General features: G+C 61.9%; 23 protein-coding genes and 1 riboswitch. Of the genes, 14 read left to right on the plus strand and 9 right to left on the minus strand.

Features of this window, described 5'->3' with window-relative positions; all coding sequences use genetic code 11:
• Window positions 1-62: 62 nt before the first annotated feature.
• Window positions 63-1,523 (minus strand): hypothetical protein, encoded by a 1,461-nt coding sequence (locus ACTNB1_RS14200; protein WP_441170382.1) that lies wholly within the window; start codon window positions 1,521-1,523, stop codon window positions 63-65.
• The gene (locus ACTNB1_RS14205; RefSeq protein ID WP_441170384.1) at window positions 1,516-2,058 is read right to left on the minus strand and encodes an RNA polymerase sigma factor; all 543 of its coding nucleotides are present in this window, start codon (window positions 2,056-2,058) and stop codon (window positions 1,516-1,518) included. Before ACTNB1_RS14205 ends, ACTNB1_RS14200 begins: the two co-directional genes overlap by 8 nt.
• A gap of 155 nt (window positions 2,059-2,213) precedes the next feature.
• Between ACTNB1_RS14205 and ACTNB1_RS14210 the strand changes: the two genes are divergently transcribed.
• A complete protein-coding gene (locus tag ACTNB1_RS14210; RefSeq protein ID WP_441170385.1) occupies window positions 2,214-3,050 on the plus strand; it encodes a DUF6612 family protein in 837 nt (278 codons plus the stop codon).
• A gap of 66 nt (window positions 3,051-3,116) precedes the next feature.
• On the opposite strand, the gene ACTNB1_RS14215 is transcribed toward ACTNB1_RS14210, so the two are convergent.
• A complete protein-coding gene (locus ACTNB1_RS14215) occupies window positions 3,117-4,601 on the minus strand; it encodes a DUF1846 domain-containing protein (protein WP_441170387.1) in 1,485 nt (494 codons plus the stop codon).
• 173 nt (window positions 4,602-4,774) lie between these two features.
• Here ACTNB1_RS14215 and ACTNB1_RS14220 point away from each other — a divergent pair, with 173 nt between their 5' ends.
• From ACTNB1_RS14220 to ACTNB1_RS14230, 3 genes are read left to right on the plus strand one after another with little or no spacing between them, the layout of a single operon-like run.
• Window positions 4,775-5,140, plus strand: a complete 366-nt coding sequence (locus ACTNB1_RS14220) for a BlaI/MecI/CopY family transcriptional regulator (protein WP_441170389.1) — start codon at window positions 4,775-4,777, stop codon at window positions 5,138-5,140.
• 3 nt (window positions 5,141-5,143) lie between these two features.
• Window positions 5,144-7,039, plus strand: coding sequence for a M56 family metallopeptidase (locus ACTNB1_RS14225; protein ID WP_441170391.1), 1,896 nt, complete (start codon window positions 5,144-5,146; stop codon window positions 7,037-7,039).
• Window positions 7,032-7,607, plus strand: coding sequence for a hypothetical protein (locus ACTNB1_RS14230; RefSeq protein WP_441170393.1), 576 nt, complete (start codon window positions 7,032-7,034; stop codon window positions 7,605-7,607). Before ACTNB1_RS14225 ends, ACTNB1_RS14230 begins: the two co-directional genes overlap by 8 nt.
• A gap of 41 nt (window positions 7,608-7,648) precedes the next feature.
• On the opposite strand, the gene udk is transcribed toward ACTNB1_RS14230, so the two are convergent.
• Both udk and selD read right to left on the minus strand, forming a co-directional pair.
• Window positions 7,649-8,266: a uridine kinase gene (gene udk / locus ACTNB1_RS14235; protein WP_441170394.1), complete on the minus strand. Its 618-nt coding sequence runs from the start codon at window positions 8,264-8,266 to the stop codon at window positions 7,649-7,651.
• 31 nt (window positions 8,267-8,297) lie between these two features.
• Window positions 8,298-9,341, minus strand: coding sequence for a selenide, water dikinase SelD (gene selD, locus ACTNB1_RS14240; protein ID WP_441170396.1), 1,044 nt, complete (start codon window positions 9,339-9,341; stop codon window positions 8,298-8,300).
• A 130-nt stretch (window positions 9,342-9,471) separates the two neighbouring features.
• Here selD and ACTNB1_RS14245 point away from each other — a divergent pair, with 130 nt between their 5' ends.
• The 8 genes from ACTNB1_RS14245 (at window position 9,472) to ACTNB1_RS14280 (ending at window position 19,632) form a co-directional block, all read left to right on the plus strand.
• The gene (locus tag ACTNB1_RS14245) at window positions 9,472-10,554 is read left to right on the plus strand and encodes a hypothetical protein (protein ID WP_441170398.1); all 1,083 of its coding nucleotides are present in this window, start codon (window positions 9,472-9,474) and stop codon (window positions 10,552-10,554) included.
• A gap of 267 nt (window positions 10,555-10,821) precedes the next feature.
• Window positions 10,822-11,820, plus strand: a complete 999-nt coding sequence (locus ACTNB1_RS14250; RefSeq protein ID WP_441170399.1) for a hypothetical protein — start codon at window positions 10,822-10,824, stop codon at window positions 11,818-11,820.
• 3 nt (window positions 11,821-11,823) lie between these two features.
• Window positions 11,824-13,323, plus strand: a complete 1,500-nt coding sequence (locus ACTNB1_RS14255) for a MutS-related protein (RefSeq protein ID WP_441170400.1) — start codon at window positions 11,824-11,826, stop codon at window positions 13,321-13,323.
• A 178-nt stretch (window positions 13,324-13,501) separates the two neighbouring features.
• A riboswitch (Lysine riboswitch) is annotated at window positions 13,502-13,679 on the plus strand.
• Between the two features lie 119 nt (window positions 13,680-13,798).
• Window positions 13,799-14,617, plus strand: a complete 819-nt coding sequence (locus tag ACTNB1_RS14260) for a 3-keto-5-aminohexanoate cleavage protein (RefSeq protein WP_441170401.1) — start codon at window positions 13,799-13,801, stop codon at window positions 14,615-14,617.
• An 87-nt stretch (window positions 14,618-14,704) separates the two neighbouring features.
• Window positions 14,705-15,745, plus strand: a complete 1,041-nt coding sequence (locus tag ACTNB1_RS14265) for an L-erythro-3,5-diaminohexanoate dehydrogenase (RefSeq protein ID WP_441170402.1) — start codon at window positions 14,705-14,707, stop codon at window positions 15,743-15,745.
• A gap of 192 nt (window positions 15,746-15,937) precedes the next feature.
• Window positions 15,938-17,191: a lysine 2,3-aminomutase gene (gene ablA, locus ACTNB1_RS14270; protein WP_349140610.1), complete on the plus strand. Its 1,254-nt coding sequence runs from the start codon at window positions 15,938-15,940 to the stop codon at window positions 17,189-17,191.
• Between the two features lie 87 nt (window positions 17,192-17,278).
• Window positions 17,279-18,847: a lysine 5,6-aminomutase subunit alpha gene (locus ACTNB1_RS14275; protein WP_441170403.1), complete on the plus strand. Its 1,569-nt coding sequence runs from the start codon at window positions 17,279-17,281 to the stop codon at window positions 18,845-18,847.
• On the plus strand, window positions 18,844-19,632 hold the full coding sequence (locus ACTNB1_RS14280) for an OAM dimerization domain-containing protein (protein WP_441170405.1): 789 nt from the start codon (window positions 18,844-18,846) through the stop codon (window positions 19,630-19,632). Before ACTNB1_RS14275 ends, ACTNB1_RS14280 begins: the two co-directional genes overlap by 4 nt.
• Before the next feature lie 89 nt (window positions 19,633-19,721).
• Here the strand turns inward: ACTNB1_RS14280 and ACTNB1_RS14285 are convergent, their stop codons facing one another.
• The 4 genes from ACTNB1_RS14285 to ACTNB1_RS14300 form a co-directional block, all read right to left on the minus strand.
• A complete protein-coding gene (locus ACTNB1_RS14285; RefSeq protein WP_441170407.1) occupies window positions 19,722-20,294 on the minus strand; it encodes an AAA family ATPase in 573 nt (190 codons plus the stop codon).
• A gap of 15 nt (window positions 20,295-20,309) precedes the next feature.
• The gene (locus ACTNB1_RS14290; RefSeq protein ID WP_441170408.1) at window positions 20,310-21,716 is read right to left on the minus strand and encodes an MATE family efflux transporter; all 1,407 of its coding nucleotides are present in this window, start codon (window positions 21,714-21,716) and stop codon (window positions 20,310-20,312) included.
• 97 nt (window positions 21,717-21,813) lie between these two features.
• Window positions 21,814-22,260 (minus strand): MarR family winged helix-turn-helix transcriptional regulator, encoded by a 447-nt coding sequence (locus tag ACTNB1_RS14295; protein WP_441170409.1) that lies wholly within the window; start codon window positions 22,258-22,260, stop codon window positions 21,814-21,816.
• A gap of 58 nt (window positions 22,261-22,318) precedes the next feature.
• On the minus strand, window positions 22,319-23,272 hold the full coding sequence (locus tag ACTNB1_RS14300; RefSeq protein WP_441170410.1) for a hypothetical protein: 954 nt from the start codon (window positions 23,270-23,272) through the stop codon (window positions 22,319-22,321).
• Between the two features lie 121 nt (window positions 23,273-23,393).
• Between ACTNB1_RS14300 and ACTNB1_RS14305 the strand changes: the two genes are divergently transcribed.
• Window positions 23,394-25,559 carry a Tex family protein gene (locus tag ACTNB1_RS14305; protein ID WP_441170412.1) on the plus strand — a complete coding sequence of 722 codons (2,166 nt, stop codon included), beginning with the start codon at window positions 23,394-23,396 and terminating at the stop codon, window positions 25,557-25,559.
• A complete protein-coding gene (locus ACTNB1_RS14310) occupies window positions 25,556-25,933 on the plus strand; it encodes a metallopeptidase family protein (protein ID WP_441170413.1) in 378 nt (125 codons plus the stop codon). Before ACTNB1_RS14305 ends, ACTNB1_RS14310 begins: the two co-directional genes overlap by 4 nt.
• Window positions 25,934-25,972 lie beyond the last annotated feature (39 nt).

Raw genomic sequence — 25,972 nt, forward strand, 5'->3', positions numbered from 1 at the left:
TTGCAGTAACACCCAAAATAACTGATAGGCGACGCCCCGGGGCCTTGGGCGGGGGCTCTTCTTTATTGGGGCGGAATCTCCTCCAACTCCTCGGGCCAGAACTGGGGATTGGCGTACTGCAAGGTGTAGAAGGCTCCGGCTTTGTTCCAGATGTTGATCATTCTGGTCTCCATGGCTGACCGGGCGGGATACTGGAGCGCGGTTGTCTGGTGGGTGTAATTGAACCAGCAGCTGATAAGATAGCCATCCTGCGCTTCCTCAATGACATAGGCCACATAGCCCCGGTGGTTTTCGCCGCCGTGGGGCATGGAGAAGGCGGCAAATACATCCGTACTGCTCTGCGCTCCCCAGAAAATACTGTCGGAGGTAAAGCTCTGCTCTCCCAGGAACCAGTAGGGAGCGGAATAAGTCTGCCCAGCCTTGTCATACAGTACCCGGCCGGTGACCTCTCCTCCAGCACGCCACCCGTCGCAATCCTGATAGGCCGGCCAGAGCTGAATGGATTCTGTGCCGTAGAAGCCGGGGTTCTCCTTCCAGAGGAAGTGCTGGATGATCATCCACCGCTCCTGCTCTCCGGGCAGTTCTATTCCCACACCGGTGATGGACAGCTCAGTTTCCTTGCTGTCATTCACCTCTACCGTCGCCCGGAGGGCCCCGCCGCAGGCGGCCAGGTCCTCCGCCGTCAGGTCGTTTACCACATACTCCGGCACGCCCAGCTCCAGCAGCTTCGCCTCGATCTCCGCCGCTTCGCTGTGTTCTTCCGCGTCAACGGGCGTCCACTCCATGGGATAGCTGCTCCCGAACAGCCAGCCGCAGATACAGCCCCCTACCAGCAGAACGGTAATGGCCAGGGCTACAGTTCCATCCTCCAGCCGCACGGGAGCAGGACGGATGGCATAGCCCGCCTGGTCCAGCTCCTTGGAGAGCTTCCACAGGCTGCAAATAATCAAAATATACATCACCAGCAGAGCTACGCCCAGAATCAGGCCCACGTACCCCACCAGGGCCAGCAGACACATAGCGCCATACCACACCATCAGAGCCACAGCCCCTCCGGCGTGGGGCGGCAGCCCCGCCTTCCGCTGTACCGCCCGGAACCCGCCCCAGAGGCAGAAGAACTCCACAAACAAAAGGATCAGGTTGATCCCTGTCAGGACAGACACCTGAGGCATATCATAGATGCCGCTGGACCAAATGGTGGAGTTGAGAATGAGACTGGCAAACACATATACCGCCCGCAGGACCGTGATGCCGTAGCACACCCCAAACCACCGGTTCTCCCGCCGCAGGGACCGGAAGCCCAGCAACAGCAGTACCATGCCGATGGCCGGGAGAATATAGTCCAGATACATATAACTGAGGGTAATGGTAGTGAGACCCATGCCGATCAGCACCCAGTGGATAGCCCTTCTCCACGGGGTCACATCGGCCACCACATCCTCGGGAGGCAGGTCGGGCAGGCTGTTTTCCAGCATGGCGTCAAACTCGTCCTCATTCATGGGATCCCACTTACGATCACTCACAGACCTCACCTCCCAACAGTCTGCGCAGCTGCTTTTTCAAGCGGTAAAGCCGCCCCTCCACCGCCCGTTCCGACATGCCCAGCTCGGCGGCGATCTGGGCGGTAGGCTGCCGGTAGTAATATTTCCGGTAAAACAGAGCCCGGTCACCAATGGACAACCGCTCCAGCGCCGAGCGCACCGCCGCCTGGCGCTCCTGACGCAGCACCGTCTCCTCCGGGCCGGGCTCCGGTGACGGCATGCGTTCATCCACTTCCCCCACCCCGCCCTGACGGGCATTGCTCCGGGCGTGGTTCAGGGCGGTATTCCGGGCGATGGCGGTAAGCCAGGCAGCCCAGCTGCCTCGGGTCCCGTCAAACTGCCCGATCCGTTCCCACACCCGCAGGACTGTCTCAGACAGGCAGTCCTCCCGGTCCCGTGGGTCGGGCAGAATGGGGGCAATGACATACTTCATCAGCGGCCCGTAATGCCGCAGCAGCTGGTCCATACCAGCCTCGTCCCGCCGGAGCAGCAGCTCCACGATCTCCCGCTGGTCCACGCCGTCGCCTCCCTTCCGTCTATCTCTGTTTTATCATACACCAGGTATCAGAAAAACCCACGGTCGTTTCAGAAAAACTTAAGAAAAAAACCAAAGACAACGGCGCTTGTCCCGTGGTAAACTGAACTTACCACATTTGATGGGAGGAAGATCGTATGAAGTTTGGAAAGAGGACCGCGGCCTTTGCGCTGAGTGCCGCACTGGCTCTGTCGCTGGCCGCCTGCGGCAGTGGCACCGAAAAGTCCACCGGGGATATCGCCACCGCCCTGGAGAAGATCAACGCCGTCAAAAGCCTGGAAGCCACTATGGTCATGGAGATGGATATGAGCCTGATGGGGCAGTCCATGGAGACCGAGACCGCCATGAACATGGTCTGCTTCAACGACCCCATGAAGCTGAAGGCCGACATGACCATGGATATGGGGGAGCTCGGCTCCTTCACCATGAACATGTACGCCGCCATGGACGGTGACAACTACACCGTGTACATGAACGACGGCAGCGCATGGAGCTCCGAGACCGTGGATATGAGCTATCTCCAGCAGTATGACGCCCAGGAGAGCATGAACCTGTACCTGGAGAGCGGCGACGACTACACCCTGGAGGGCACCGAGGAGATCAACGGCTCCACCGCCAACAAGTTCACCGGCGTCATCCGGGGCGACGCTCTGGAGGAGGTTCTGGCCGCCAGCGGCGCCACCAGCAGCCTGGAGAGCAGCGTGGGCAATCTGGACCTGTCTGAGCTGTACAGCGATCTGGGCGACATGCCGATCACCGTCTGGGTGGATCAGGAGAGCGGCTATCCCGTGCGCTACGCCATGGACATGACCGAGCTGATGCAGGGCATCATGGAGAAATCCATGGCCGCGGCAGGCGGCGAAGAGGACATCAGCGGCATGATTACCATGGACAAGATGAGCCTGGTCATGGACTGCTTCAACTTCGACAACGCCACCGACTTTGAGATCCCGGCGGAGGCCCTGGGCGCCTGAACCGAGAGCTAAAAAAAGAGCCTGCCGTAATACGGCAGGCTCTTTTTGTATTATCCACAGGATATATTACTTATGGTATAGCTTATTGGTCTCATACTGGGGCTCGCAGGTGAGTCGGAGGCCCAGACGGCTGTAAGTGCCGGAGTCCACCGGAGAGAGGATAACGGTGGAGTGGGCCTCGCAGCCCCGCAGAGCGGAGAGCTGGTCCAGGGCACGCTTGGCCAGGGGATTGGTGGTGGCGGAAATGGCCAGGGCGATGAGGATCTCGTCGGAGTGGAGCCGGGGATTCACCGAACCCAGATGGTGGACCTTCACCTGCTGGATGGGCTCCAGAGCCTCCCGGGAGATGAGGTGGTGCTCATGGCCGATACCTGCCAGGGCCTTGAGGGCGTTGAGCAGGGTGGAGGAAGAGGGGCCCATGAGGTCGGTGGTCTTGCCGGTGACGACCTCGCCGTTGGGCAGCTCGATGGCCCCGGCGGGCTTGCCGGTCTCCTCCGCCACCTGGGCGGCGGCGGCCACTACCGGACGGATGGACACATCCACGTGGGCCTGCTGCATGACGGTCTCCAGCTTATACACCAGCTCGTCGGAGGCGGTGCCGATCTTCCGGTCACACAGGGCGGTGTAATACCGGCGGACGATCTCCTGCCGGGCGGCAGCACACACCGCGTCGTCGTCCACGATGCACTTGCCTGCCATATTCACGCCCATGTCGGTGGGAGACTTGTAGGGGCACTCCCCCATGATCTTCTCAAACATGGCGGAGAGGACGGGGAAGATCTCCACGTCCCGGTTGTAGTTCACCGTGGTCTCCCCGTAGGCGGCCAGGTGGAAGGGGTCGATCATATTCACATCCCCCAGGTCGGCGGTGGCGGCCTCGTAGGCCAGGTTCACCGGGTGCTGGAGGGGCAGGTTCCAGATGGGGAAGGTCTCAAACTTGGCATAGCCCGCCTTCACCCCCCGCTTGTACTCATGGTACAGCTGGGACAGGCACACCGCCATCTTGCCGCTGCCGGGACCGGGAGCGGTGACCACCACCAGAGGCCGCTGAGTCTCGATGTAGTCGTTCTTGCCGTACCCGTCATCGCTGACGATAAGGCCAGTGTTGTGGGGATAGCCGGCGATGGGGTAGTGGAGATAGGTCTTCACACCCAGGTGCTCCATCCGCCGCTGGAAAGCGTCTGCAGCGGGCTGCCCGGCATACTGGGTGATGACCACGCTGCCCACCAGCAGGCCCTGGGCGCGGAAAGCGTCGATGAGGCGCAGCACGTCCACATCATAGGTGATGCCCAGGTCGCCCCGCACCTTGTTCTTCTCAATATCGCTGGCGCAGATGGCGATGACCACCTCCACCGAATCCCGCAGCTCCTTGAGCATGCGGATCTTGCTGTCCGGCTCAAATCCAGGCAGCACCCGGGAGGCGTGGTAGTCGTCAAAGAGCTTGCCGCCGAACTCCAGGTAGAGCTTGTTGTCAAATTTTCCGATCCGCTCCATGATATGGGCCGACTGGAGCTCCAGATACTTCTGATTGTCAAACCCGATCCTGTCCATTTCCTGATTTCCGTCCCTTCTCGCAAATATCACTCAACGGCTATTGTACCACAATTCCGGCACAAGCAGTAGCTTTTTTTCGCCCCCTGTCCAATTTTTTCCCGCCCCCTTGACAAGGGTATCCTACACGTGTAGTATCATAATCAGATACGACAGTTGTAGGAGGGTCTGCTATGAAGCTCAGCGACAAGGAGTGGCAGGTACTGGAGGCACTGTGGCAGGCGGAGGACGGTCTGAGCCTGGGGCAGACGGTGGAGGCGCTTCGGCCCGCCACGCTCTGGAGCCGGAACACGGTGCTCACCTATCTCACCCGGATGGAAGCCAAGGGCCTGGTGGTCATCGACAAAGCAGTTGTCCCACACCGCTACCGGGCTGGGGTAGACCGGGAGGCCTGCGCCGCCCAGGAGCGGCGGGGCCTGCTGGACCGGGTGTACCAGGGCTCGGCAGGCAAGCTGGTGGCCGCCTTTTTGAAGGAGGAGAAGCTCACCGCCCAGGAGCGGGAGGAGCTGCGGAAGCTGCTGGATGACATGGAGGTATGACCTGTGGAAAACATCTGGTCCCTTTTGCTCCAAACCATCACTGTCTCCATCACGGCGGCGGTGCTGCTCATTGCCAAACGGCTCTTTCTGGATAAGCTGTCCCCCCGGTGGCAGTACGGGGTGTGGGCCATTCTGGCCGCCCGTCTGCTGCTGCCCGCCGGGCTGCTGGGCCGCACCCTGCTCCCCGGCCTGAACGTGGTGCTGGAGGCCGCCAAAACCGGGGTGGAGTCCCGGCTGGCCTCCGTTCTCACCAGCCCCTACGGGGTGACGGAGGTGCTCTCTCCCGTTCCTCTGGTGCGCCTCGTCCCGCCGGGCAGCGTTACCGACGTGCTCTTTGATCTCTACGCCGCCGGTGTAGTCGTCACCCTGCTGTGGTTCTTCCTGTCCTATCTGGCCCTGCGGACGCGGGTGGCAAAGGGCTCCGCGCCCTCCCCCGACACCCTGGAGCAGATCCACCGGGTGGCAGACCAATACGGCCTGAAGGTCCCCAAGCGGGTAACCGTGCTGTCGGGGGTGGAGAGCGCCTTTGTATGTGGGCCCCTCTCCCCGGTGCTGGTGCTGCCGGAGCGGGCAGTGGACGACAAGGTGATCCTCCACGAGCTGCTCCACCTGAAATACGGCGATTTGTGGGCTGGGGTGGGCATGTGTGTGCTGCGGTGCCTCCACTGGTGCAATCCGTTTTTGTGGTACTGCTGGGACCGGGCTCAGAACGACAGCGAGGCCCTGTGCGACCAGCGGGTGCTGGAGCGGCTGGAGGGTGAAGAGCGCCGGGAATACGGCGTGATCCTCCTTTCCATGGCGGACGACAAATACGCCCGCTCGCCGGGCACCACCTCCATGGCCAACGGCGGCAAGAACATCAAGGCCCGCATCAGTTCCATCGCCCGGTTCAAGCGCTATCCCCAGGGTGTGGGTCTGGGCTCGGCCTGCGTGGCGGCGGTGCTGGCCGTGGCCTGCCTGGCGGGGACGGTGGGCGCCGTGGAGCTGCCCGACCAGAACGCCTCCGGCTCCCTGGAGCTGGCCCGGGCCCGACTGAACCGGGCCACCACCCCGGCGGGAGCTCTGGACACCTATGTCAAGGCCCTGCTGGCGGACAGCCCCGCCTATCTGGTCATGGCCGCGCCAGAGGACGCGCAGGACGAGCTGTTTGCAGCCGCCCGGGCAGGTGAGAAGCTGGACACACCCTATCCTCTGGAGCCTCTGGGACTTTCGGAGGCCAGCTGCGCCCAGGCCGACTGGGTGGTGTACAACTTCCTGGAGGGCTCCGACGGCAATTACACCGGCCTGCTGGTGCTGGACGCCTACCGCACCTGGTTTGCCGGTATCTATGAGGAGGGCCAATCCATCGCCGTATCCCAGCCGGTGCGGGTGCTCCGGCAAGGGGATTTCTGGGCGGTGGAGCCTCTGGAGGATTGGACAGCGGTGGACCCGGCGTGCACCCTGGCCACCCACACCAATTCCATTCTGCCCGCTTTGACGTATACGGCCAAGGTGGAGGACTTCACCATTGAGGTGGACTATCAGTACCTGCTCAGTGTGGACAGCCAGGTTTATTCCGACAGCCTGTTCGGCAGTTCTTACCAGCTGGACACGGTGCCCCGTCCAGACGCCCTTTTTACCGACTACTACCGCTCCGCAGGCGGCCGGGCATGGGAGGGAGAAGAGGAAGTCTCTCTCACCGTCTGGTACCAGAGTCTGAATCAGAACGAGGCCTTTCCCACTGAATTTGGTCACAGTTCCTTCCGTACCCCTGAGGAGCATGGTCTGGGAGGCGGAGGGGGCAGCGACCCCAGAGGCTGCGATCAGCAGCAGTCCCCCGCCTCTATCGCGGTGAAGATCAAGTACAAGGGCCAGGAATACACCGGCATCGCCTGGCCGGAGGAGGCAGCCTATGACTGACAACATCCGAATCCGCCAGGCTTTGACCAAGATCGCCTGGGCCTATGTGCTGCTCTACCTGGACTTCAACCTGAGCGTCAACGGTCACTCCCTGAATGTGCTGCCCAACTGGGCGGGCTATCTGCTGATCTTCTCCGCCATTGTGCTGTTGGGGGCGGAATTGAGGAGCCTGCTGTTATTAAAACCCTTCTGCGTCCTGCTGGGTGTGGTGTCGGCGGTGGACTGGGTGTGGGTGCTGCTGACGGGCCAGGAGCGGACAGGCCGGTTTTTCCTGTTTTCCATCCTACTGCTCTGCGTGGGCATCTACTTCCGCTTCCAGATGCTCACCGATCTGGCCCAGCTGGCGGAGGATAACGGCATCCGGGCGGACAGTCTGCGGTTCTGCCGCAACGCGGAGGCCGTTATTCAGGTCATTATGAGGTTACCGTTGCCCTGGGAGGAGCACGCCACCCTCTCCATCATTTACGGTGGAGTACTGGTGGCCGGGTTCATCGTATGCGCCTTCATCATTTATCAGCTTTTTGTGCTGCGCAACCATTTCCCGGAGCAAGAGGCTCCGGAGGCATAAAAAAGCGCCTGTCCGGTATCCGGGCAGGCGCTTTTTCTCTGTTACTCCATAGCCAGATGGCTGCGGATACGCTGGATGATCATGTCCATGGCCACGGCGTTCTTGCCGCCCTCGGGCACAATGATGTCAGCATACCGCTTGGAGGGCTCCACAAACTGCTCGTGCATGGGCTTGACGGTGGTGAGGTACTGCTGCACCACCGAATCCAGGGAGCGGCCCCGCTTCTTCACGTCCCGCAGGATACGCCGCAGGATACGCACGTCGGCGTCGGTATCCACGAAGATCTTGATATCCATCCGTTCCCGCAGAGCGGGCTCCACAAAGATCAGGATACCCTCCACCAGAATGACGGGAGCCGGGTTCACCTCCACCGTCTCCGCCGCCCGGTTGTGGACGGTGTAGTCGTAGGTGGGGCTCTCCACCCGCTCTCCCCGGCGCAGGGCCTCCAGATCGGCCACCAGCCGCTCGGTATCGAAGGCGTCCGGGTGGTCGTAGTTCAGCTTGCAGCGCTCCTCATAGGGCATGTCGTCATGGGCCTTGTAGTAGTTGTCGTGGTACAGGATGGAGACCGAATCTCCAAACCGCTCCTTCAGCCCCAGCGTCAGGGTGGTCTTGCCCGAGCCGGTGCCTCCGGCGATGCCGATGATCATGGTTTCCATTTCCGTCCGCTCCCCTGTCTGTTTCTTTGGTTTATGGCGTGATGCGCAGCCACTTGTCCCCGCGGGGCAGCACCCTGCCAATGGCGGCGGCGGTGACGCCGCTGTCCGTCAGGCGGCGGAGCAGCTCCTCCGCCTTGTCCTCCGCCACGCTGAGCAGCAGGCCGCCGGCGGTCTGGGGGTCATAGAGACAGTCCAGCCGCTCCCGGGCCACCTCACCCGCCAGCTCCACGTCGGCCTGGGCGAAGTCCATGTTCCGGTAGGCCCCGGCGGGGATGATGCCGTCCATGGCCAGCTCCAGGGCCAGGGGCACCACCGGCACCTTACCGGCCCACAGCTCCACGGTATGGCCGCTGCCCTGGGCCATCTCCTTGGCGTGGCCCACCAGCCCGAAGCCGGTGATGTCGGTGCAGGCGTGGGGCCGCACCGGGGCAGCGGCTTCGGCGGCATATTTGTTGAGGGTGGTCATCAGCTCCACCATCTGCCGGTAAGCATGCTCGTCCAGCAGCTCCGCCTTGGCGGCGGTAGTGAGGATGCCGGTACCCAGAGCCTTGGTGAGCACCAGGATATCCCCTTCCCTGGCGCCGCTGTTGGTCAGAATGGCGTCGGGGTGGGCAAAGCCGGTGACGCACAGGCCGTACTTGGGCTCCTGATCCTCGATGCTGTGGCCTCCGGCGATCACCGCCCCGGCCTCGGCCACCTTGTCCGCTCCGCCGGCCAGGATGTCCCCCACCGCCTCCACAGGCAGGCAGGAGGGGAAAGCCAGCAGGTTCATGGCCAGCTTGGGCTGGCCGCCCATGGCGTACACGTCGGAGAGGGCGTTGACGGCGGCGATCTGCCCAAAGGTATAGGGATCGTCCACCACCGGCGGGAAGAAGTCCACCGTCTGGATCATGGCCAGCTCGTCGCTGACCTTGTAGACTGCTGCGTCGTCGCTCTCGTCAAAGCCCACCAGCAGTCTGGGGTCGGCCACCTTGGGCAGGCCGGCCAATACATTCCTTAGGACTCCCGGTCCTATTTTGGCCCCTCACCCACCGGCCGTGGTCATGGCAGTCAGGCGCAGCTTCTCATACGGCATCTCGTCACCCCCTCCCTGTTTCTCTGTTCAGTGTACCCTATTTCTATATAAAATGCAATCGCCGCCGCACCCTCTTTCTCTCCTGCGCATAGCTTGAAAGTGAAAAAACCTGAGATTTGGAGGGTCGCCTATGCAAGCACAGCCTAAAGTACATTATTTTTTGGGAGCCAATTCCCCCACCGGCTTCTACTCCCTGTACGACCAGCTCATGGACCCGGAGGAAGCTCAAGAGCTCTTCATCCTCAAGGGCGGCCCCGGATGCGGCAAGTCCTCCCTGATGCGCAAGGTGGGAGCCGCCATGGAGGAGCACGGCCTGAAGGTGGAGTACATCGACTGCTCCGGGGACCCCGACTCCCTGGATGCGGTCATCATTCCCGCCCTGAAAACCGCCGTGGTGGACGGCACCGCCCCTCACGTGGTAGAGCCCAAATACCCCGGCCTGGTTGAATCTTATGTAAATCTTGGAGCGTACTATGACCGGGCCGGTCTGCTGACGGTAAAGGACGATCTGAAGGGTTGCATGAAGGGCTACAAGGGCTGCTATCAGCGAGCATACCGCTGCCTCACCGCCGCGGCCCAGCTGGCGGAGGACAACCGCTCGCTCCTTCTGAATGAAGGGCTGAAGGCCAAGCTGGCCCGCCGGGCCAAAGGCATCCTCTCCCGGGAGATGCGGGGCGAGGGTGAAGAGGAAGGCCGGTCGGTCCAGCGCTTTTTGAGCGGGATCACCTGGAAAGGAGTTCTGTACAATTTCGACACCGTAGAATTATTATGTAACCGTGTCTATGAGCTGTCCGATCCCTGGGGTCTGGCCCACGGCATGCTGGTCCATCTGGCCGCCGGAGCCATGGCCTCCGGCCGGGATGTGATCGTATGTCCCTCTCCCCTCTGCCCCGACCGGATGGAACACCTGCTCATTCCCTCCCTCTCCCTGGCCTTCGTGAGCACCACTCCCGCCGACCCCTGGCCCCACAAGCCCTACCGCCGTATTCGCGTGGATGCCATGGCCGATCCGGACCTCACCCGCCGCAACCGGGCCCGGCTCCGCTTCGCCCGCAAGGTGTCCGCCGCCCTGCTGGAGGAGGCGGTGGACGCTCTGGCCCAGGCCAAGGCGATGCACGACCAGCTGGAGGGCTTCTACAATCCCCACGTGGATTTCCAGGGGGTATACGCTGTGGCTGACGACCTGATCGCCCACCTGGAGGAGCAGCTTTAAAAAATATTCTGTTTTTGCAGGATTTTCAGAAAAACTTGCAGACAGAGCCGGTATCCTTCCGATGTGAGCGTTGCTGGGACTTTATATGAGAGTCCCGGCGGCGCTCCCGTCGTTTTTTCCGCCGTTTGCAGGTACGCGGAAAAAAGTTGCACTTTCCGCCAAAACCGCCGTTTTTGCCCGGAGGTACCCCATTGACAGGATCGCCGGGGGGCTTTTATAATGCCCTTGACAACTCACCCAAATTTTGTGTGGAAGGGAGGCCATCTTTTGGAACACCTGTTAGCACCGCTGGTGGGGGACGCCTCCCCCGTTACGGTGATTGGGCTGTGCAAGAACGCCGGAAAGACCACCGCCATGCGCCGGCTGATGGCGGAACTGGGAGATGAGAGGCTGGCCCTCACCTCGGTAGGCCGGGACGGCGAGAGCACCGACCTGGTGACGGGCACAGAAAAGCCCGATTTGTATGTAAAAGCCGGAGATCTGTTTGCCACTGCCCGGGGTATGCTCTCTCTGTGCGATCCCACGCTGGAAGTGGTTGGTCTCACCGACGTGATGACCCCTCTGGGACCGGTGGCGGTGCTCAGGGCGCTGTCTGACGGTTATGTGCAGCTGGCGGGACCCTCCGCCGCCGGGCAGCTGCCCCCGCTGACGAAAACCTTCCTGGAGCTGGGTGCTCAGCGGGTGCTCATCGACGGTGCCGCCGGCCGCAAATCCCTGGCAGGCGCCGGAGTGGAGGGCGTTGCTCTGCTGTGCACCGGTGCCTCCCTGGACCGGGACATGGAACTGGTTGTGGCGGAGACCGCACACACCTGCTGGCTGTTCAGCCGCAAGACCCCGGAGAATCCCAAGCTGCGGCAGGCCCTGGAGGGACTGGAGGCCCGCTTTGCCCTGTTTACCCTGGATGGGGAGCCGGTGGAGCTGCCCCTGGACGAGAGCGGCGGTCCCCGCTGGAACAAGCTGCCCCGGCAGCCTCTGGCGGTATGGGCCGCAGGCGGCATCATGGACCCGCTGCTGAAAACCCTGGCCCGGCGGGGAGCTCCCACCACCCTCATCGCCGCCGACGCCACCCATGTGCTGGCTGGCCGGGCTGCTTTGGACCTGTTCCTGCGCAACGGCGGAGAGCTGCTGGTTCGGCGGGAGCTGACCATCGCGGCAGTGGCCGCCAACCCCTGGTCGGCCTACGGCTGGCATTTTGAGGGGGACAAATTCGTACAAGCCCTGCGGCAGGCCATTGACCTGCCGGTGGTCAACGTGAAGGAGGCATAGGCCATGAAACTGACCTTGGAACTGCGGGAGAACGCAGGCCTGCAGTGGGTACTGGAGCGGCTCAATCCCCTCTCCCCCTTTGGCCGGACGGCCGCCCGGGACCTGCACTGGTACGGCCCCGGTGAGGAAGGCGCCCTGGAAGAAGAGCTGGACAACGTGGCCCTGTCCATGGAACTGTGGAACGCCGGGAGCACCCGACCCCAGGAGACTCCCACCTGCGGCTGCGGCGGAGCGGAGCTCTCTCCGGCGGACCTGAAGGATGCCGCTGCCGCCCTGCGGGGGGTGACCAAGCAGCTGCCCCTGTTCCACGACATCCGGGGTTCCTTTGACCGGGATCCCGGTGTACCCTTTGACCTGGTGGAGCTCTTTGAGCTCAAGCACTTCCTGGTAACTCTGGAGCGACTGGTGCAGGCCTACAACGCCATGCCTGCCCTGTCCGGCGTTGCCTTCCCCTCCCTGGCAGAGGCTCTGGACCTGATGGACCCGGACGGCCGGCGGCTGCCCACCTTCACCGTAGCCAATTGCTACCACAACGATCTGGCTCCCCTGCGTGCGGAAAAGGCCAAGCTGGAAAAGGCCATCCGCATGACTCAGGATGATAAACGGGGTCCCCTGATGGAAAAGCGGCGGGTGCTGGCGGTACAGGAGGACCAGCTGGAACTGGTGGTACGCCAGGAGCTGACCGCCAAGCTGATGGTCTGGAAGGACCGGTTCCTGTCCAGCATGGAGACTCTGGGCCGTCTGGACCTGATCGTAGCCAAGGCCAAGCTGGCCCTGCGGTACAACTGCGTCCGGCCTGCCCTCAGCCGGGACAAGTCCATCTCCCTCCACGGGGTGCGTCATCCCCAGGTGGAGGAGGACCTGAGAAACCGGGGCGAGAGCTTTACCCCCCTGGATCTGGAGCTGGGCAAGGGCTGCGCCGTCATCACCGGCGCCAACATGGGCGGCAAGACGGTATCTCTCCGCTCCACCGTGCTCTCCCTGCTGCTGTGCCAGTGCGGCTTCTTCGTATTCGCTCAGTCCGCCGCCCTTCCCCTGTTTGACCGGGTGGAGCTCATCCTGGCCGACAGCGGCCCCGGCGCCGGCGGTCTGTCCTCCTTCGGCAAGGAGGTCCACCTGCTGGACAAACTGCTGCGGGAGACGAAAGACCAGTTCTTCTTCGTGGCTCTGGACGAGTTTGCCCGGGGCACCAACCCCCAGGAGGGCGCCGCCCTGGCCCGGGCTCTGGTGCGCCACCTGGGCAGCCTGGACTGCGTGGCCCTGATGACCACCCACTACGACGGCGTGTCCGACGTGGCCGGGACCCACTACCAGGTGGCCGGTCTGGTGCGGGACATCCAGGGCGACGAGGGGGACGACCCCCGCAAGCGCATCGCCCGGCGGATGGATTACCGGCTCCTGCCCGCCCCGCCGGGAGCTCCCTGCCCCCGGGACGCCCTGCGGGTGTGCCGGCTGCTCAAGCTGGACGACACCCTCATGGAGCTGTTCCAGGCAGACCTGTAAGCACGGAAGGCCGCCCGCCCGGGCGGCCTTCTTTTGGTTGTCAGCACGCTAATAATGTCCTGCTGTAGCGCACAAAAGTGCACAGGACAGAGAAAATTTTTGTCATGTAAAATTTTTAAAAAATAGTTGACAAACGAAAGCGGCCGGAGTATAGTGAATTTGTCAAAAGTGAATAACATGCATGGATAGAGGCGCGGAGCGCAAGGTAGCAGTGCAATGACAAGGGCAGGCGAGCCCGATGTGTGCTGTGAATGTCCGCTCCGCCGAAGGGGGACGTGAATCGTACAGCCCTCCCCCTGAGCCGTGGGCCCAGTGCTTACGGATTGTCATGAGTTACATGAAGCGCTATTTGTGTCTGAACGAGAGTTTCCCCTCCCGCGGACATGAGTAGTGTTTTTTTGTTCATGAAGCGCTATCCCGCCGGGAGTATCTTCCAACGGCGGGATAGCGTTTATTTTTTACGAGGAGGCGTGTTATGGAAAAGCTCATCATCACCGCGGCCATCTGCGGCGCAGAGGTCACCAAGGAACACAACCCCGCGGTCCCCTACACGGTGGAGGAAATGGTCCGGGAAGCCAAGAGCGCCTTTGAAGCTGGCGCAGCGGTCATCCACGTCCACGTCCGCGAGGACGACGGTACCCCCACACAGGACCGGGAGCGGTTCCGGGTGGTGCTGGACGCCATCAAGGAGGCTTGCCCCGGCGTGATCCTGATCCCCTCCACGGGCGGCGCCACCGGCATGACCCCGGAGGAGCGGCTCCAGCCCACTGAGCTGTGCCCCGAGATGGCTACGCTGGACTGCGGCACCTGCAACTTCGGCGACGACATCTTCGTCAACGATATGCCCACCATGCGGGCATTCGGCAAGCGGATGATTGAGAACCATATCAAGCCTGAGTACGAGTGCTTCGAGATCGGCCACCTGGACACCATCGTGAACATGGCCAACAAGGGTCTGGTCCCCGGCGCTCCCATGCAGTTCAACTTCGTTCTGGGCGTGTCCGGCTGCACCCCCGCCACCGTGGGCAACCTGGACTACCTGGTGAAGCAGATCCCCGCCGGTTCCACCTGGACCGTCACCGGCATCGGCCGGGGCGCATGGCCCATGGTAGCCGCCGGCATCGTGATGGGCGGCAACGTCCGCGTCGGCTTCGAGGACAACATTTACCTGGAGAAGGGCCATAAGGCCGCCTCCAACGGCGAGCTGGTAGAAAAGGTCGTGGCTCTGGCCAAGCTGCTGGGCCGTGAGATCGCCACCCCCGACGAGGCCCGCAAGATCCTGTCCCTGGCCTAAAAAGTTGTTAGTACTTATCTCCCCAACCAAATAGATCATCTCCCCAACCAATCAAACAAACAAAATGAAAAAGAGGAGGAACCTTCTATGCAGAAGAAAGGCAACAAGTACGGCACTCATCGCGTGATCGAGCCCCAGGGCCTACTGACTCAGGCCGCCAAGAAGATCGACAACACCATGGAGTGCTACTCCAACGAGATCCTGTGCGACGTGTCCGCCCTGAACATCGACTCCGCTTCCTTCACCCAGATCTACGAGGCCTGTGACAAGGACCTGGGCAAGACCGAGCAGATGATCCTGGACATCGTCAATGAGCGCGGCAAGATGCAGAACCCCGTTACCGGTTCCGGCGGCATGTTCATCGGCACCGTCAAGGAGATCGGCGAGGACCTGCAGGGCAAGATCGACCTGAAGGTGGGCGACAAGATCGCCTCTCTGGTGTCCCTGTCCCTGACCCCCCTGAAGATCAACAAAATCAAGGCCATCCACCCCGAGATCGACCGCGTGGACGTGGACGCTCAGGCCATCCTGTTCGAGTCCGGCCTGTACGCCAAGCTGCCCAACGACATGAGCGAGGAGCTGGCTCTGGCCGCTCTGGACGTGGCTGGCGCTCCTGCCCAGACCGCTAAGCTGGTTCGTCCCGGCGATTCCGTGCTGATCCTGGGCGGCGCCGGCAAGGGCGGCATGATGTGCTGCTACGAGGCCATGAAGCGCGTCGGCCCCACCGGCAACGTGGTTGCCCTGGTCATCTGCCAGGAGGACGCCGACCTGCTGAAGAGCATGAACCTCTGCCACCACGCCATCGTGGGCTCCGCCACCAACCCCGTTGAGGTTCTGGAGAAGTCCCTGGCTGTCAACGGCGGCAAGGAGTACGATATCTCCATCCTGATCGTTAACGTCCCCGCCTGCGAGATGAGCGCCATTCTCCCCGTCCGCGACAACGGCACCGTGTACTGCTTCTCCATGGCTACCGATTTCGCCAAGGCCGCCCTGGGCGCCGAGGGCTGCGGCAAGGACGTCACCATGGTCATCGGCAACGGCTACACCAAGGACCACGCCGAGATCACTCTGTCCGAGCTCCGCGAGAATCCCCAGCTGAAGGCCTACTTCGAGAAGAAGTACCTGTAATAATAATTGAAGTTTCCCCGCGCTCCGCGGGCAAACGATATCTGATGTGACTATCCCGTGGCAGTGTATCCGCCCACGGCTCCGGCCGAGAACTCCTCCTCCCCAACCCATTCTCCGCCGCCGCCCTTCGGTCCGGGTAACTGACCTACGGATCGCGCATCCCCACACTGACTTAGAAAGGATGACCTTGTTATGGTAGAGTCCCGCCGTAAGATCCTGTTTCCCAACGTGACCGATGAAGAGTGGAACGACTGGCATTGGCAAGTCAAGAACCGCGTTGAGACTCTGGAAGACCTGAAGAAATATGTGGACCTGACCCCCGAGGAAGAGGAAGGCGTTAAGGCTTGCCTCGGCACCCTCCGCATGGCCATCACTCCTTACTACCTGTCCCTGATCCAGCCCGGCGATCCCCACGATCCCGTCCGGCTGCAGGCCGTCCCCACCGCCAAGGAGCTGCATCAGTCCGCCGCCGACCTGCTGGACCCCCTGCACGAGGATGAGGACTCCCCCGCTCCCGGTCTGACCCACCGCTATCCCGACCGCTGCCTGCTGCTGATCACTGACCAGTGCTCCATGTACTGCCGCCACTGCACCCGCCGCCGCTTCGCCGGCCAGAACGACGCCGGCCTGCCTGTGGATCAGGTGGATCAGGCCATCGAGTACATCCGCAACACCCCCGTCATCCGGGACGTGCTGCTCTCCGGCGGCGACGCGCTGCTCTGCTCCGACGAGCGCCTGGAGTACATCATCGCCAAGCTGCGTGAGATCCCCCACGTAGAGATCGTCCGCATCGGCTCCCGCACTCCCGTGGTGCTGCCTCAGCGTATCACCCCCGAGCTGTGCAACATGCTGAAGAAGTATCATCCCATCTGGCTGAACACCCACTTCAACCACCCCAACGAGATCACCCCCGAGTCCGCCAAGGCCTGCGCCATGCTGGCTGACGCCGGTATCCCCCTGGGCAACCAGAGCGTGCTGCTGGCCGGCATCAATGACTGCGTCTACACCATGAAGAAGCTGGTCAACGAGCTGGTCAAGATCCGCGTGCGTCCCTACTACATCTATCAGTGCGACCTGTCCATGGGCCTGGAGCACTTCCGTACTCCCGTCAGCAAGGGCATCGAGATCATCGAGGGCCTGCGCGGCCATACCTCCGGCTTCTGCGTGCCCACCTTCGTGGTGGACGCCCCCGGCGGCGGCGGCAAGACTCCCGTCATGCCTCAGTACGTCATTTCCCAGACCCCCAAGAAGGTCATCCTGCGCAACTACGAGGGTGTTATCACCACTTACACCGAGCCCGAGCACTACACCGACTGCCAGTGCGACTACTGCACCGGCAAGAAGAAGAAGGAGCTCATGGGCGTGGCCGGCCTGGAGCGCGGTCAGGCGCTGTCCATGGAGCCCGCCAACCTGGAGCGTCATAAGCGCTCCCACCACGAGGAGTAATCCGACCCGAGGTCTACAGCGGGCCGCCGCTTTCAGCGACGGTCCGCTGCCCCCCGTTTTTTAAGTTACAAAGAATGGAAGTGATCGATGTTGGAATCCAAGCTGAATCTTGATTTTAAGCTGGTGGAGCAGGCCCGGGCTCATGCCTCTCGCGTGGCTGACGACACTCAGCGTTTCATCGATGGCTGCACCACCGTGGCTGTGGAGCGCACCATCTGCCGCCTGCTGGGCATCGACGGCGTGGACGCCGGCGACGTGCCCCTGCCCAACGTAGTTGTAGAGCATCTGCTGGAGAAGGGCGGCCTGCCCCAGGGCGCCGCGTTCTGGATCGGCAACGCCATGGTGGAGACAGGGAAGGATCCCCAGGCTATTGCCGAGGACGTGGCCAACGGTTCTCTGGACCTGACCGCTGTTCCCACCCACGGCGAGGCTGAGATCCACGCCGCTCTGGACCCCATCGTGGAGGCCAGCCTGGCTAAGATCCGCACCCGCCGTAAGCGCCGCGAGGACTTCATCGCCTCCCACGGCGGTGAGAAGCAGGGTCCCTGGATCTACCTGATCGTGGCCACCGGCAACATCTACGAGGACGTGGTGCAGGCCACCGCCGCCGCTCGTCAGGGCGCCGACGTCATCGCCGTTATCCGTACCACCGGCCAGTCCCTGCTGGACTACGTGCCCTACGGCGCCACCACTGAAGGCTTCGGCGGCACCTACGCCACCCAGGAGAACTTCCGCCTGATGCGTGAGGCCATGGACAAGGTGGGCGAGGAGCTGGGCCGCTACATCCGCGTGTGCAACTACTGCTCCGGCCTGTGCATGCCCGAGATCGCCGCTATGGGCGCTTTCGAGGGTCTGGACGTGATGCTGAACGACGCTCTGTACGGCATCCTGTTCCGCGACATCAACATGCAGCGCACCCTCATCGACCAGTCCTTCTCCCGCGCCATCAACGCCTACGCCGGCGTGGTTATCAACACCGGCGAGGACAACTACCTGACCACCGCCGACGCCGTGGAAGAGGCCCACACCGTGCTGGCCTCCCAGTTCCTCAACGAGGCCTTCGCTCTCCGGGCCGGTCTGCCTGAGGAGCAGATGGGTCTGGGTCACGCCTTCGAGATCGACCCCGACGTGGAGAACGGCTTCCTGTACGAGCTGGCTCAGGCCGAGATGGCCCGCGAGATCTTCCCCAACGCCCCCCTGAAGTACATGCCTCCCACGAAGTTCATGACCGGCAACATCTTCCGCGGCCAGGTCCAGGACGCCCTGTTCAACATGGTGACCATCCTGACCAACCAGAAGATCCACCTGCTGGGCATGATGACCGAGGCTATCCACACTCCCTTCCTGTCCGACCGCTTCCTGGCCATCCAGAACGCCCAGTACATCTTCCGCACCATGCACGACCTGGGCAACGAGATCGTCTTCAAGGACGGCGGCATCATGCAGAACCGCGCGGCCGACGTGCTCCACAAGGCCACCGACCTGCTGGGCCAGATCGAGCAGCTGGGCATTTTCGAGACCCTGGAGCGGGGCATTTTCGCCGACATCAAGCGGCCCCGCGACGGCGGCAAGGGCCTGGAAGGCGTCGTAAACAAGGCGCCCGGGTACTTCAACCCCTTCCTTGAGCCCATGATGAAAGGGGGTGCCGGCAAATGAGTTCCGGACTGTATCAGATTCGTGACAAAGATCTGGACACCACTCTGGATCTGACCCGGCTGAAACCCTATGGCGACACCATGAACGACGGCAAGGTGCAGCTCTCCTTCACCCTGCCCGTTAAGGACGACGACAAGGGCGCTGCCGCTGCTGTGCTGATCGCTCAGAAGATGGGCCTGGCTGACCCCAACGTGGCTCTGCGGCAGAAGCTGGACGAGGCCTTCACCTTCTATGTGGTGTACGGCTCTCTCACCCACTCCATTAACTACAACGAGATCGTTGTGCAGACCGTGGCCGACGAGGCCATGAGCATGGACGAGACCGACGAGTTCCTGAAGGAGCGCCTGGGCCGCAAGCTGGTCGTGGTGGGCGCCTCCACCGGTACCGACGCTCACACCGTGGGCATCGACGCCATCATGAACCGCAAGGGCTTCGCCGGCCACTATGGCCTGGAGCGCTACGAGATGATCGAGGCTTACAACCTGGGCTCCCAGGTGCCCAACGAGGAGTTCCTCCGCAAGGCCGCCGAGGTCAACGCCGACGTGCTGCTGGTCTCCCAGACCGTCACCCAGAAGGACGTGCACATCCAGAACCTGACCGAGCTCATCGAGCTGGCCGAGGCTGAGGGTGTCCGCGAGAAGTACATCTTCTGCTGCGGCGGCGCCCGCATCACCCACGCTCTGGCCAAGGAGCTGGGCTATGACGCCGGCTTCGGCGCCGGTACCTACGCCGACGATGTGGCCACTTTCTGCTCCAAGGAAATGGTCCGCCGTCTGGGCAAATAATTTCGTTTCCTCTCTTTTTCCCCTCTTTTTCTCTGTACGAACGGCGGGGGCCCCTTATGGGGCCCCCCGGTCACGTTCCCACCATAAAATTAATTTGAGATGATATCCACGCACCGGTCGATGCCCAGGGTCCCGCTGTTGAGAGTCAGATCGTAGTTCTGGGCGTGGCCCCACTTCATGTCGGTATAAAACCGGTGGTAGGCCGCCCGGCGCTTATCCTTGTCCTTCAGCCGCTGCTGGGGGGACTGCTCCCGCTCGCCGTACACCTCCACAATGCGTTTGGCCCGGAAGTCCATGTCCGCATGGATAAACACCTTCAGACAGTCTGCCTTGTCCCGGAGGATATAGTCGGCGCACCGGCCAACGATGACGCAGGGTCCTTTCTGGGCCAGGTCGGTAATGACCCGGCACTGGATCTCCCAGATGTAATCCTCATTGGTAATGGCGATCCCCCGGTGGGACAGTGCGGAGGAGAGAAAGCCGCCGGGGGCGTACTCACCCGCCTCCTTAATATAATCCTCATGGAAGCCGCTCTCTGCCGCGATCTTCTGGATCAGCTGGCTGTCATAGCAGGGGATATTCAGCTTCTCCGCCGCCTTTTTCCCAATGGTGCGGCCTCCGCTGCCAAATTCCCGGCTGATGGTGATGACTCTGTTTTTCATCTTCCAAACCTCCTTTTATTCCGCCTGCCCGCTGTCCGCCAGCTGGGCCGCGTGGCTCTTTTTCAGATGGTGGTTTTCATACAGAAGCAGGGCCAGGGAGAGCACAAAGGCCAGGCCGTCGGCCACCGGGCCGGTCCACAGCACGCCCACCACTCCAAAAAACTGAGGCAGGATCAGAGCCGCAGGCACAAAGAAGATGATCTGCCGGGCCAGAGAGAGGATGGCCGACTTCACCGGCTTGCCCACCGCCTGGAGGTAGACCGCCGCCATAGTCTGGAAGCCGGTAAGGGGGCAGAGCATGAGGAAAATGCGGAAGGCTTTTACCGCAAACTCGTTGTACAGCCCCTCCTCGGAGCCAAACAGGATTACCACGCTCATGGGTGCAAACTGGAAGATCAGGAAGGCCAGGATGGAAATGACCTCCGAGGCGATCAGGGAGATCTCCAGAGCCCGCTTTACCCGCTTGAAGTTCTTGGCGCCGTAGTTGTAGCCGATGATGGGCTGGGTTCCGGTGGCGATGCCCAGCAGAATGGCGATCATGATCTGGTTGACCTTCATCACGATGCCGGTGGCGGTCAGGGGGATCTCCGCGCCGTAGACGGAGGCGGCACCGTACACCGCCAGCAGGTTATTGGTCAGGGCCATGACGATGGTGATGGCGAACTGGGTGATGAAGCTGCTGAGACCGAAGGTGACGATATTACCGCAGGTTCTTCCATTGAGGCGGAAGGCGGCTTTGGTAAGATGGACGCTCTTGAACCGGGGCATGTAAACCACGGACACCACAAAGGAAGCCACCTGGCCAATGACTGTGGCGATGGCCGCCCCCTGCACTCCCATGTGGAACACGAAAATGAACACCGGGTCCAGGATCACGTTGAGGATGGCACCGATGACCATGGAGAACATGGCAAACTTGGGGCTGCCGTCAGCCCGGACCATGCAGTTGATGGCGCCCGAGATCATCATAAAGGGCAGGCCGATACCGATGATGACGCCGTACTCCAGGGCGTAGGGCCGAAGCACATCGGTGGCACCGAACAGATTCAGGATAGGATTGATAAAAATCAAAAAGACTGCCGCCAGCACGATGCTGACAATCACTACCAGAGAAACGGCGTTGCCCACACCCTTTCTGGCTGTTTCCACCTGGCCCTCCCCCAGCTTCAGGCTCAGAAAGGCCGCGCCGCCGTTGCCGATCATCATGGCCAGGGCCAGCGCCACGATGGTGATGGGAAATACAATGTTGGTTGCCCCGTTGCCCAGATAGCCCACGCCCCAGCCGATGAAAATCTGGTCCACAATGTTGTACAGAGAGTTGACCAGCAGTGCAATGACGCTGGGTACGGCAAATTTCAGGATCAGCCGACCAATAGGCTCAGTGGCGAAGGGGCTCTTCCCTTCCGGGATCGCTTTGTCCATGTTGTTATCCTCCTCTAAACAAGTAACAGGTTACCTATTTATGCAGAAAAAGAAGGCGGTACGCTGAGTGTTCTCCTCAGCGTACCGCCTTTGGAATTCACTTGTTTTCCGGGTCGATCCTGTCCAGCAGCAGATCCATCAGCTCCATCAGGGTCTCCGCCTGCTCGGCCGTAAAGTCCCTGCACAGGTCAGTCAGGACCTCCGCATCCTGGGCCAGGATCACCTTATGGATCCCCACCGACCGCTCGGTGCAGGTGATCTTCTTGTACCGCCGGTCCTTCTCGCTTGGAACACAGCTGATCCACCCCTTGTGCTCCAGCCGCTGGAGCATTTTGGTCATGGCCGGATGGGTCACGTGCTCCAGCCGCTCCAGATCGTTCTGGTGGATCTCCTCTTTTCCGGCTGCCTCCAGCCGACTCACCGAGCCCAGCACCCGCAGCTGCACAGAGGTCAGACCCATATCAGCCGCCTTTTCATCCATCCGCCTACGGAATTCCCGGTTGAGAATGGCGATTTTCAGGCCGAAGGGCATCAGACCCGGCATATACTCACCCCGCTTAAATAAGTAACCAGTTACATATTATCTCCATTCCGCTGGTTTGTCAAGACTGGACGCTGTCCAGCAAGGCGGACCGGCGTGCCTTGAGCCCCTCCAGCTCCAGATCCAGGCTGTTTTCAGCCCGCTCCAGCGTATCCAGGGCACTGAGCACCTTCATGTGTACCTGCGACACGCCGTTCTGGGCGTCGTGGATGTTGGACTGCACATACCAGTCCACGAAAAAGCCGTCAAAGAAGTAGTCGGCAAAGGTGGCAAAGGAGCCGATGGAAATGTCGGGAATCTGGATATCCCCCACATCGGCCAGCTCGGTTCGGAAGTCGGACAGAGCCCGTTGGACCTGCCGTAGTCCGTCCTGGGCGTCATCCATTCGCTCGTGCTTCATCATGGTGGAAAGCAGACCGCCCCCTACCATATCCCACATACCCCAGTCACTGGCGCTGTCCAGGCTGTCCAGCACCTGGCTGAGGCAGGTCTCCGCCCGCCTTCCGGCGAAAAGTGCCTCCCGCACCTCCCGGAGCTGATGCTCCAGCTCCGCCTGCCGCCGGTCCATTTCCATGAGCCGTTCTCCCGTCTCACCGCCCAGCTCCTTGAGCAGCTTGGCCTTGGCCTGGCTCAGAGCTTCCAGCCTCTGCTGGACCTGCTTCAGCTCCTCCCGCTGGCCCCGCAGCTTCCGAATCTTTCCGTCCAGGTATTCCAGGTCGGACATAGCCTGGTCGTACTGGCACTTGGCTGCCATGGCCTCCCGCCGCTCCTTGGAGAGGCGCTCCTCCTTGTTCCCGGTGAGCCCGATGAAAAAGGCACGCAGGCCGCCCTGCTCCAGCTTGTCCACATCGTCCTGCTCCTTGCGGTAGATGGCCCCGGTCTCCTCCACCCGCTGCTGCCGCTCGGCATACTGCGCCTCCAGCTCCTTCAGCTGGGCGGCAGCCCGGCTCAGCCGGGAGGCCTGCTCGGTGAGTTCCTTCCAGGTTTCGTTCATCTTCTCCAGTCTGGGATCCATCCCGTTCCCCTCCTTTTTCCTTTATTCTACGGGCTGCGTCAGAAAAGCGCAAGGAGATTTGCTGGACTTGCCTGTCAAAATCGCGTAAAATAAGAATACCTTATTTAAAAGGAGTATCCCAATGGAAACTTTGATTCAAATCCTGGCCCGGGAGCTGGGCCAGAAGGAGAGCTATATTCAGAATGTGGTCACCCTCATTGACGTGGGCAACACCATCCCCTTCATTGCCCGCTACCGCAAGGAGCTCCACGGTGCCATGGACGACACCACCCTGCGCACCCTGGCCGACCGGCTGCAATATCTGCGGAACCTGGACAAGCGGCGGGAGGAAGTGAAGGCCTCCATCGAGAGCCAGGGCAAGCTGACGGAGGAGCTATCTGCCGCCATCGACGCCGCCGCCACCCTGGCGGAGGTGGAGGATCTGTACCTGCCCTACAAGCCCAAGCGGCGCACCCGGGCTACCATGGCCAAGGAGAAGGGACTGGAGCCTCTGGCGGACGCCCTGTTCGCCATGGGACCCCAGGTGGACCCCCAGGCTTTGGCGGCGGACTATGTGGACCCGGAGAAGGGCGTGGAGACGGTGGAGGCCGCCCTCCAGGGTGCGTCCGACATCATTGCCGAGGCCATTTCCGACGACGCCAACGTCCGCAAGGGCCTGCGGGACCTGTACCTCCGCCGGGGCGTACTGGTGTCCCGGGCGGCAGAGAAGGAGCCGGAGGACACCGTCTACCGGCTGTATTACGACTTCCGCACTCCGGTGAACCGGGTCATGGGCCACCAGGTACTGGCCATCAACCGGGGAGAGCGGGAGGATATTTTAAAGGTAGGGGTGGAGCTGGACGAGGAGACCGCCCGCATCGCGGTGCGCCGGGCGGTGGTGCCCGGCCGGGCGGCTATGGAGTTCGTCCGGGCTGCCGCCGATGACGCCTGGGACCGACTCCTAAAGCCATCCCTGGAGCGGGAGATCCGCAACACTCTCACCGAGCAGGCCAACGAAGGGGCTATCAAGATGTTCGGCCTCAACCTGAAGCCGCTGCTGATGCAGCCTCCGGTGAAGGGTTTTGTCACCATGGGCCTGGACCCGGGCTACCGCAACGGCTGCAAGGTGGCGGTGGTGGACGCCACCGGCAAGGTGCTGGACACGGCGGTGGTCTATCCCACCTTCAATGAGCGGAAGAAGCAGGAGGCCATCGACGTGCTCTCCAAGCTGATCAAAAAGCACGGCGTGGCCCACATCGCCATCGGCAATGGCACCGCCAGCCGGGAGACCGAGCAGATGACGGTGGAGCTCATTAAAAAGGTAGGCGGCGGGGTCAGCTATATGATCGTCAACGAGGCGGGCGCTTCCGTCTACTCCGCCTCCAAGCTGGCCGCCGAGGAATTCCCCGACTACGACGTGAACCTGAGAAGCGCGGTGTCCATCGCCCGGCGGCTTCAGGATCCCCTGGCGGAGCTGGTGAAGATCGATCCCAAGAGCATCGGCGTGGGCCAGTACCAGCACGACATGCCCCAGGCCCGTCTGGACGAGACCCTGGGCGGCGTGGTGGAGGACTGCGTCAACAGCGTGGGTGTGGACCTGAACACCGCCTCCGCTCCCCTGCTGTCCTATGTGGCTGGTCTGAACAACACCACCGCCAAGAATATCGTCAAATTCCGGGAAGAGAACGGAGCCTTCACCACCCGGAAGGGAGTACTGAAGGTGCCCAAGCTGGGCCCCAAGGCTTTTGAGCAGTGCGCCGGCTTCCTGCGGGTGCCGGAGAGCAAGAACGTACTGGATCACACCGGGGTCCACCCGGAGAGCTATGAGGCGGCGGAAAAGCTGTTGGAGCTGTGCGGCTACACGGTAAAGGATGTGGCGGCGGGAAATATTTCTCAGCTGCGGGAAAAGGTAACTGCCTACGGCCCCGAAAAAGCGGCGGAGGCATGCGGGGTGGGTCTGCCCACTCTGAAGGATATTGTGGACGAGCTGATGAAGCCCGGCCGTGACCCCCGGGACGAGCTTCCCAAGCCCATCCTCCGCACCGACGTGCTGGAGATGAAAGACCTGAAACCGGGCATGGAGCTGACAGGCACGGTGCGCAACGTCATCGACTTCGGCGTGTTTGTGGACATCGGCGTCCATCAGGACGGTCTGGTCCACATCTCCCAGCTGTCCAACCGCCGGGTGCGCCACCCCAGCGAGGTGTGCGCCGTGGGTGATATCGTCACCGTCTGGGTGCTGGAGGTAGACGAGAAGAAAAAGCGTATTTCCCTGACCATGAAGCGCCCCAAGGAGGCGGCCGTATGATCCTGAGCTTTGACGAAGCGGGCGATCTGCTGGACGAGATGGCGGAAGAGTTCCCGGAGGAATTCTATCAGGAGCTCAACGGCGGCATCTCCCTGCTGCCGGAGGCCATGGAAGACCCTCAGGGAGAGGACCTCTACATCATGGGCGAGTACTGCAACGACATGATGGGGAAGTATATCAACCTCTATTACGGCTCCTTTGCCGCCCTGGCAGAACAGGAAAACTGGTCCCAGGAGGACTGGGAGGACGAGCTGTACACCACCCTGGCCCATGAATTTACCCATCACATCGAAGGTCTGGCGGGAGAGCGGGGTCTGGAGATCAAAGACGAGCTGCAAATGGAGCAGTACCGCCGGGATCGGGAACGCGAATAAAAAAGGTGGCGGGGGCTATGGGTGCGGGCCCATTTTTTT

The sequence above is a fragment of the Flavonifractor sp. HCP28S3_F3 genome (assembly GCF_052065355.1).
In the GTDB taxonomy this organism is placed as follows: domain Bacteria; phylum Bacillota; class Clostridia; order Oscillospirales; family Oscillospiraceae; genus Flavonifractor.

What these genes read in the sequence shown, in the direction of transcription:
- ACTNB1_RS14310 (WP_441170413.1), top strand. Translation starts at nt 25,556, where the DNA reads ATGATCCTGAGCTTTGACGAAGCGGGCGATCTGCTGGACGAGATGGCG.
- ACTNB1_RS14265 (WP_441170402.1), top strand. Translation starts at nt 14,705, where the DNA reads ATGCAGAAGAAAGGCAACAAGTACGGCACTCATCGCGTGATCGAGCCC.
- ACTNB1_RS14220 (WP_441170389.1), top strand. Translation starts at nt 4,775, where the DNA reads ATGAAGCTCAGCGACAAGGAGTGGCAGGTACTGGAGGCACTGTGGCAG.
- ACTNB1_RS14305 (WP_441170412.1), top strand. Translation starts at nt 23,394, where the DNA reads ATGGAAACTTTGATTCAAATCCTGGCCCGGGAGCTGGGCCAGAAGGAG.
- ACTNB1_RS14275 (WP_441170403.1), top strand. Translation starts at nt 17,279, where the DNA reads ATGTTGGAATCCAAGCTGAATCTTGATTTTAAGCTGGTGGAGCAGGCC.
- udk (WP_441170394.1), bottom strand. Translation starts at nt 8,266, where the DNA reads ATGGAAACCATGATCATCGGCATCGCCGGAGGCACCGGCTCGGGCAAG.
- ACTNB1_RS14230 (WP_441170393.1), top strand. Translation starts at nt 7,032, where the DNA reads ATGACTGACAACATCCGAATCCGCCAGGCTTTGACCAAGATCGCCTGG.
- ACTNB1_RS14295 (WP_441170409.1), bottom strand. Translation starts at nt 22,260, where the DNA reads ATGCCGGGTCTGATGCCCTTCGGCCTGAAAATCGCCATTCTCAACCGG.
- ACTNB1_RS14285 (WP_441170407.1), bottom strand. Translation starts at nt 20,294, where the DNA reads ATGAAAAACAGAGTCATCACCATCAGCCGGGAATTTGGCAGCGGAGGC.
- ACTNB1_RS14210 (WP_441170385.1), top strand. Translation starts at nt 2,214, where the DNA reads ATGAAGTTTGGAAAGAGGACCGCGGCCTTTGCGCTGAGTGCCGCACTG.
- ACTNB1_RS14300 (WP_441170410.1), bottom strand. Translation starts at nt 23,272, where the DNA reads ATGGATCCCAGACTGGAGAAGATGAACGAAACCTGGAAGGAACTCACC.
- ACTNB1_RS14245 (WP_441170398.1), top strand. Translation starts at nt 9,472, where the DNA reads ATGCAAGCACAGCCTAAAGTACATTATTTTTTGGGAGCCAATTCCCCC.
- ACTNB1_RS14280 (WP_441170405.1), top strand. Translation starts at nt 18,844, where the DNA reads ATGAGTTCCGGACTGTATCAGATTCGTGACAAAGATCTGGACACCACT.
- ACTNB1_RS14290 (WP_441170408.1), bottom strand. Translation starts at nt 21,716, where the DNA reads ATGGACAAAGCGATCCCGGAAGGGAAGAGCCCCTTCGCCACTGAGCCT.
- ACTNB1_RS14255 (WP_441170400.1), top strand. Translation starts at nt 11,824, where the DNA reads ATGAAACTGACCTTGGAACTGCGGGAGAACGCAGGCCTGCAGTGGGTA.
- ablA (WP_349140610.1), top strand. Translation starts at nt 15,938, where the DNA reads ATGGTAGAGTCCCGCCGTAAGATCCTGTTTCCCAACGTGACCGATGAA.
- ACTNB1_RS14260 (WP_441170401.1), top strand. Translation starts at nt 13,799, where the DNA reads ATGGAAAAGCTCATCATCACCGCGGCCATCTGCGGCGCAGAGGTCACC.
- ACTNB1_RS14215 (WP_441170387.1), bottom strand. Translation starts at nt 4,601, where the DNA reads ATGGACAGGATCGGGTTTGACAATCAGAAGTATCTGGAGCTCCAGTCG.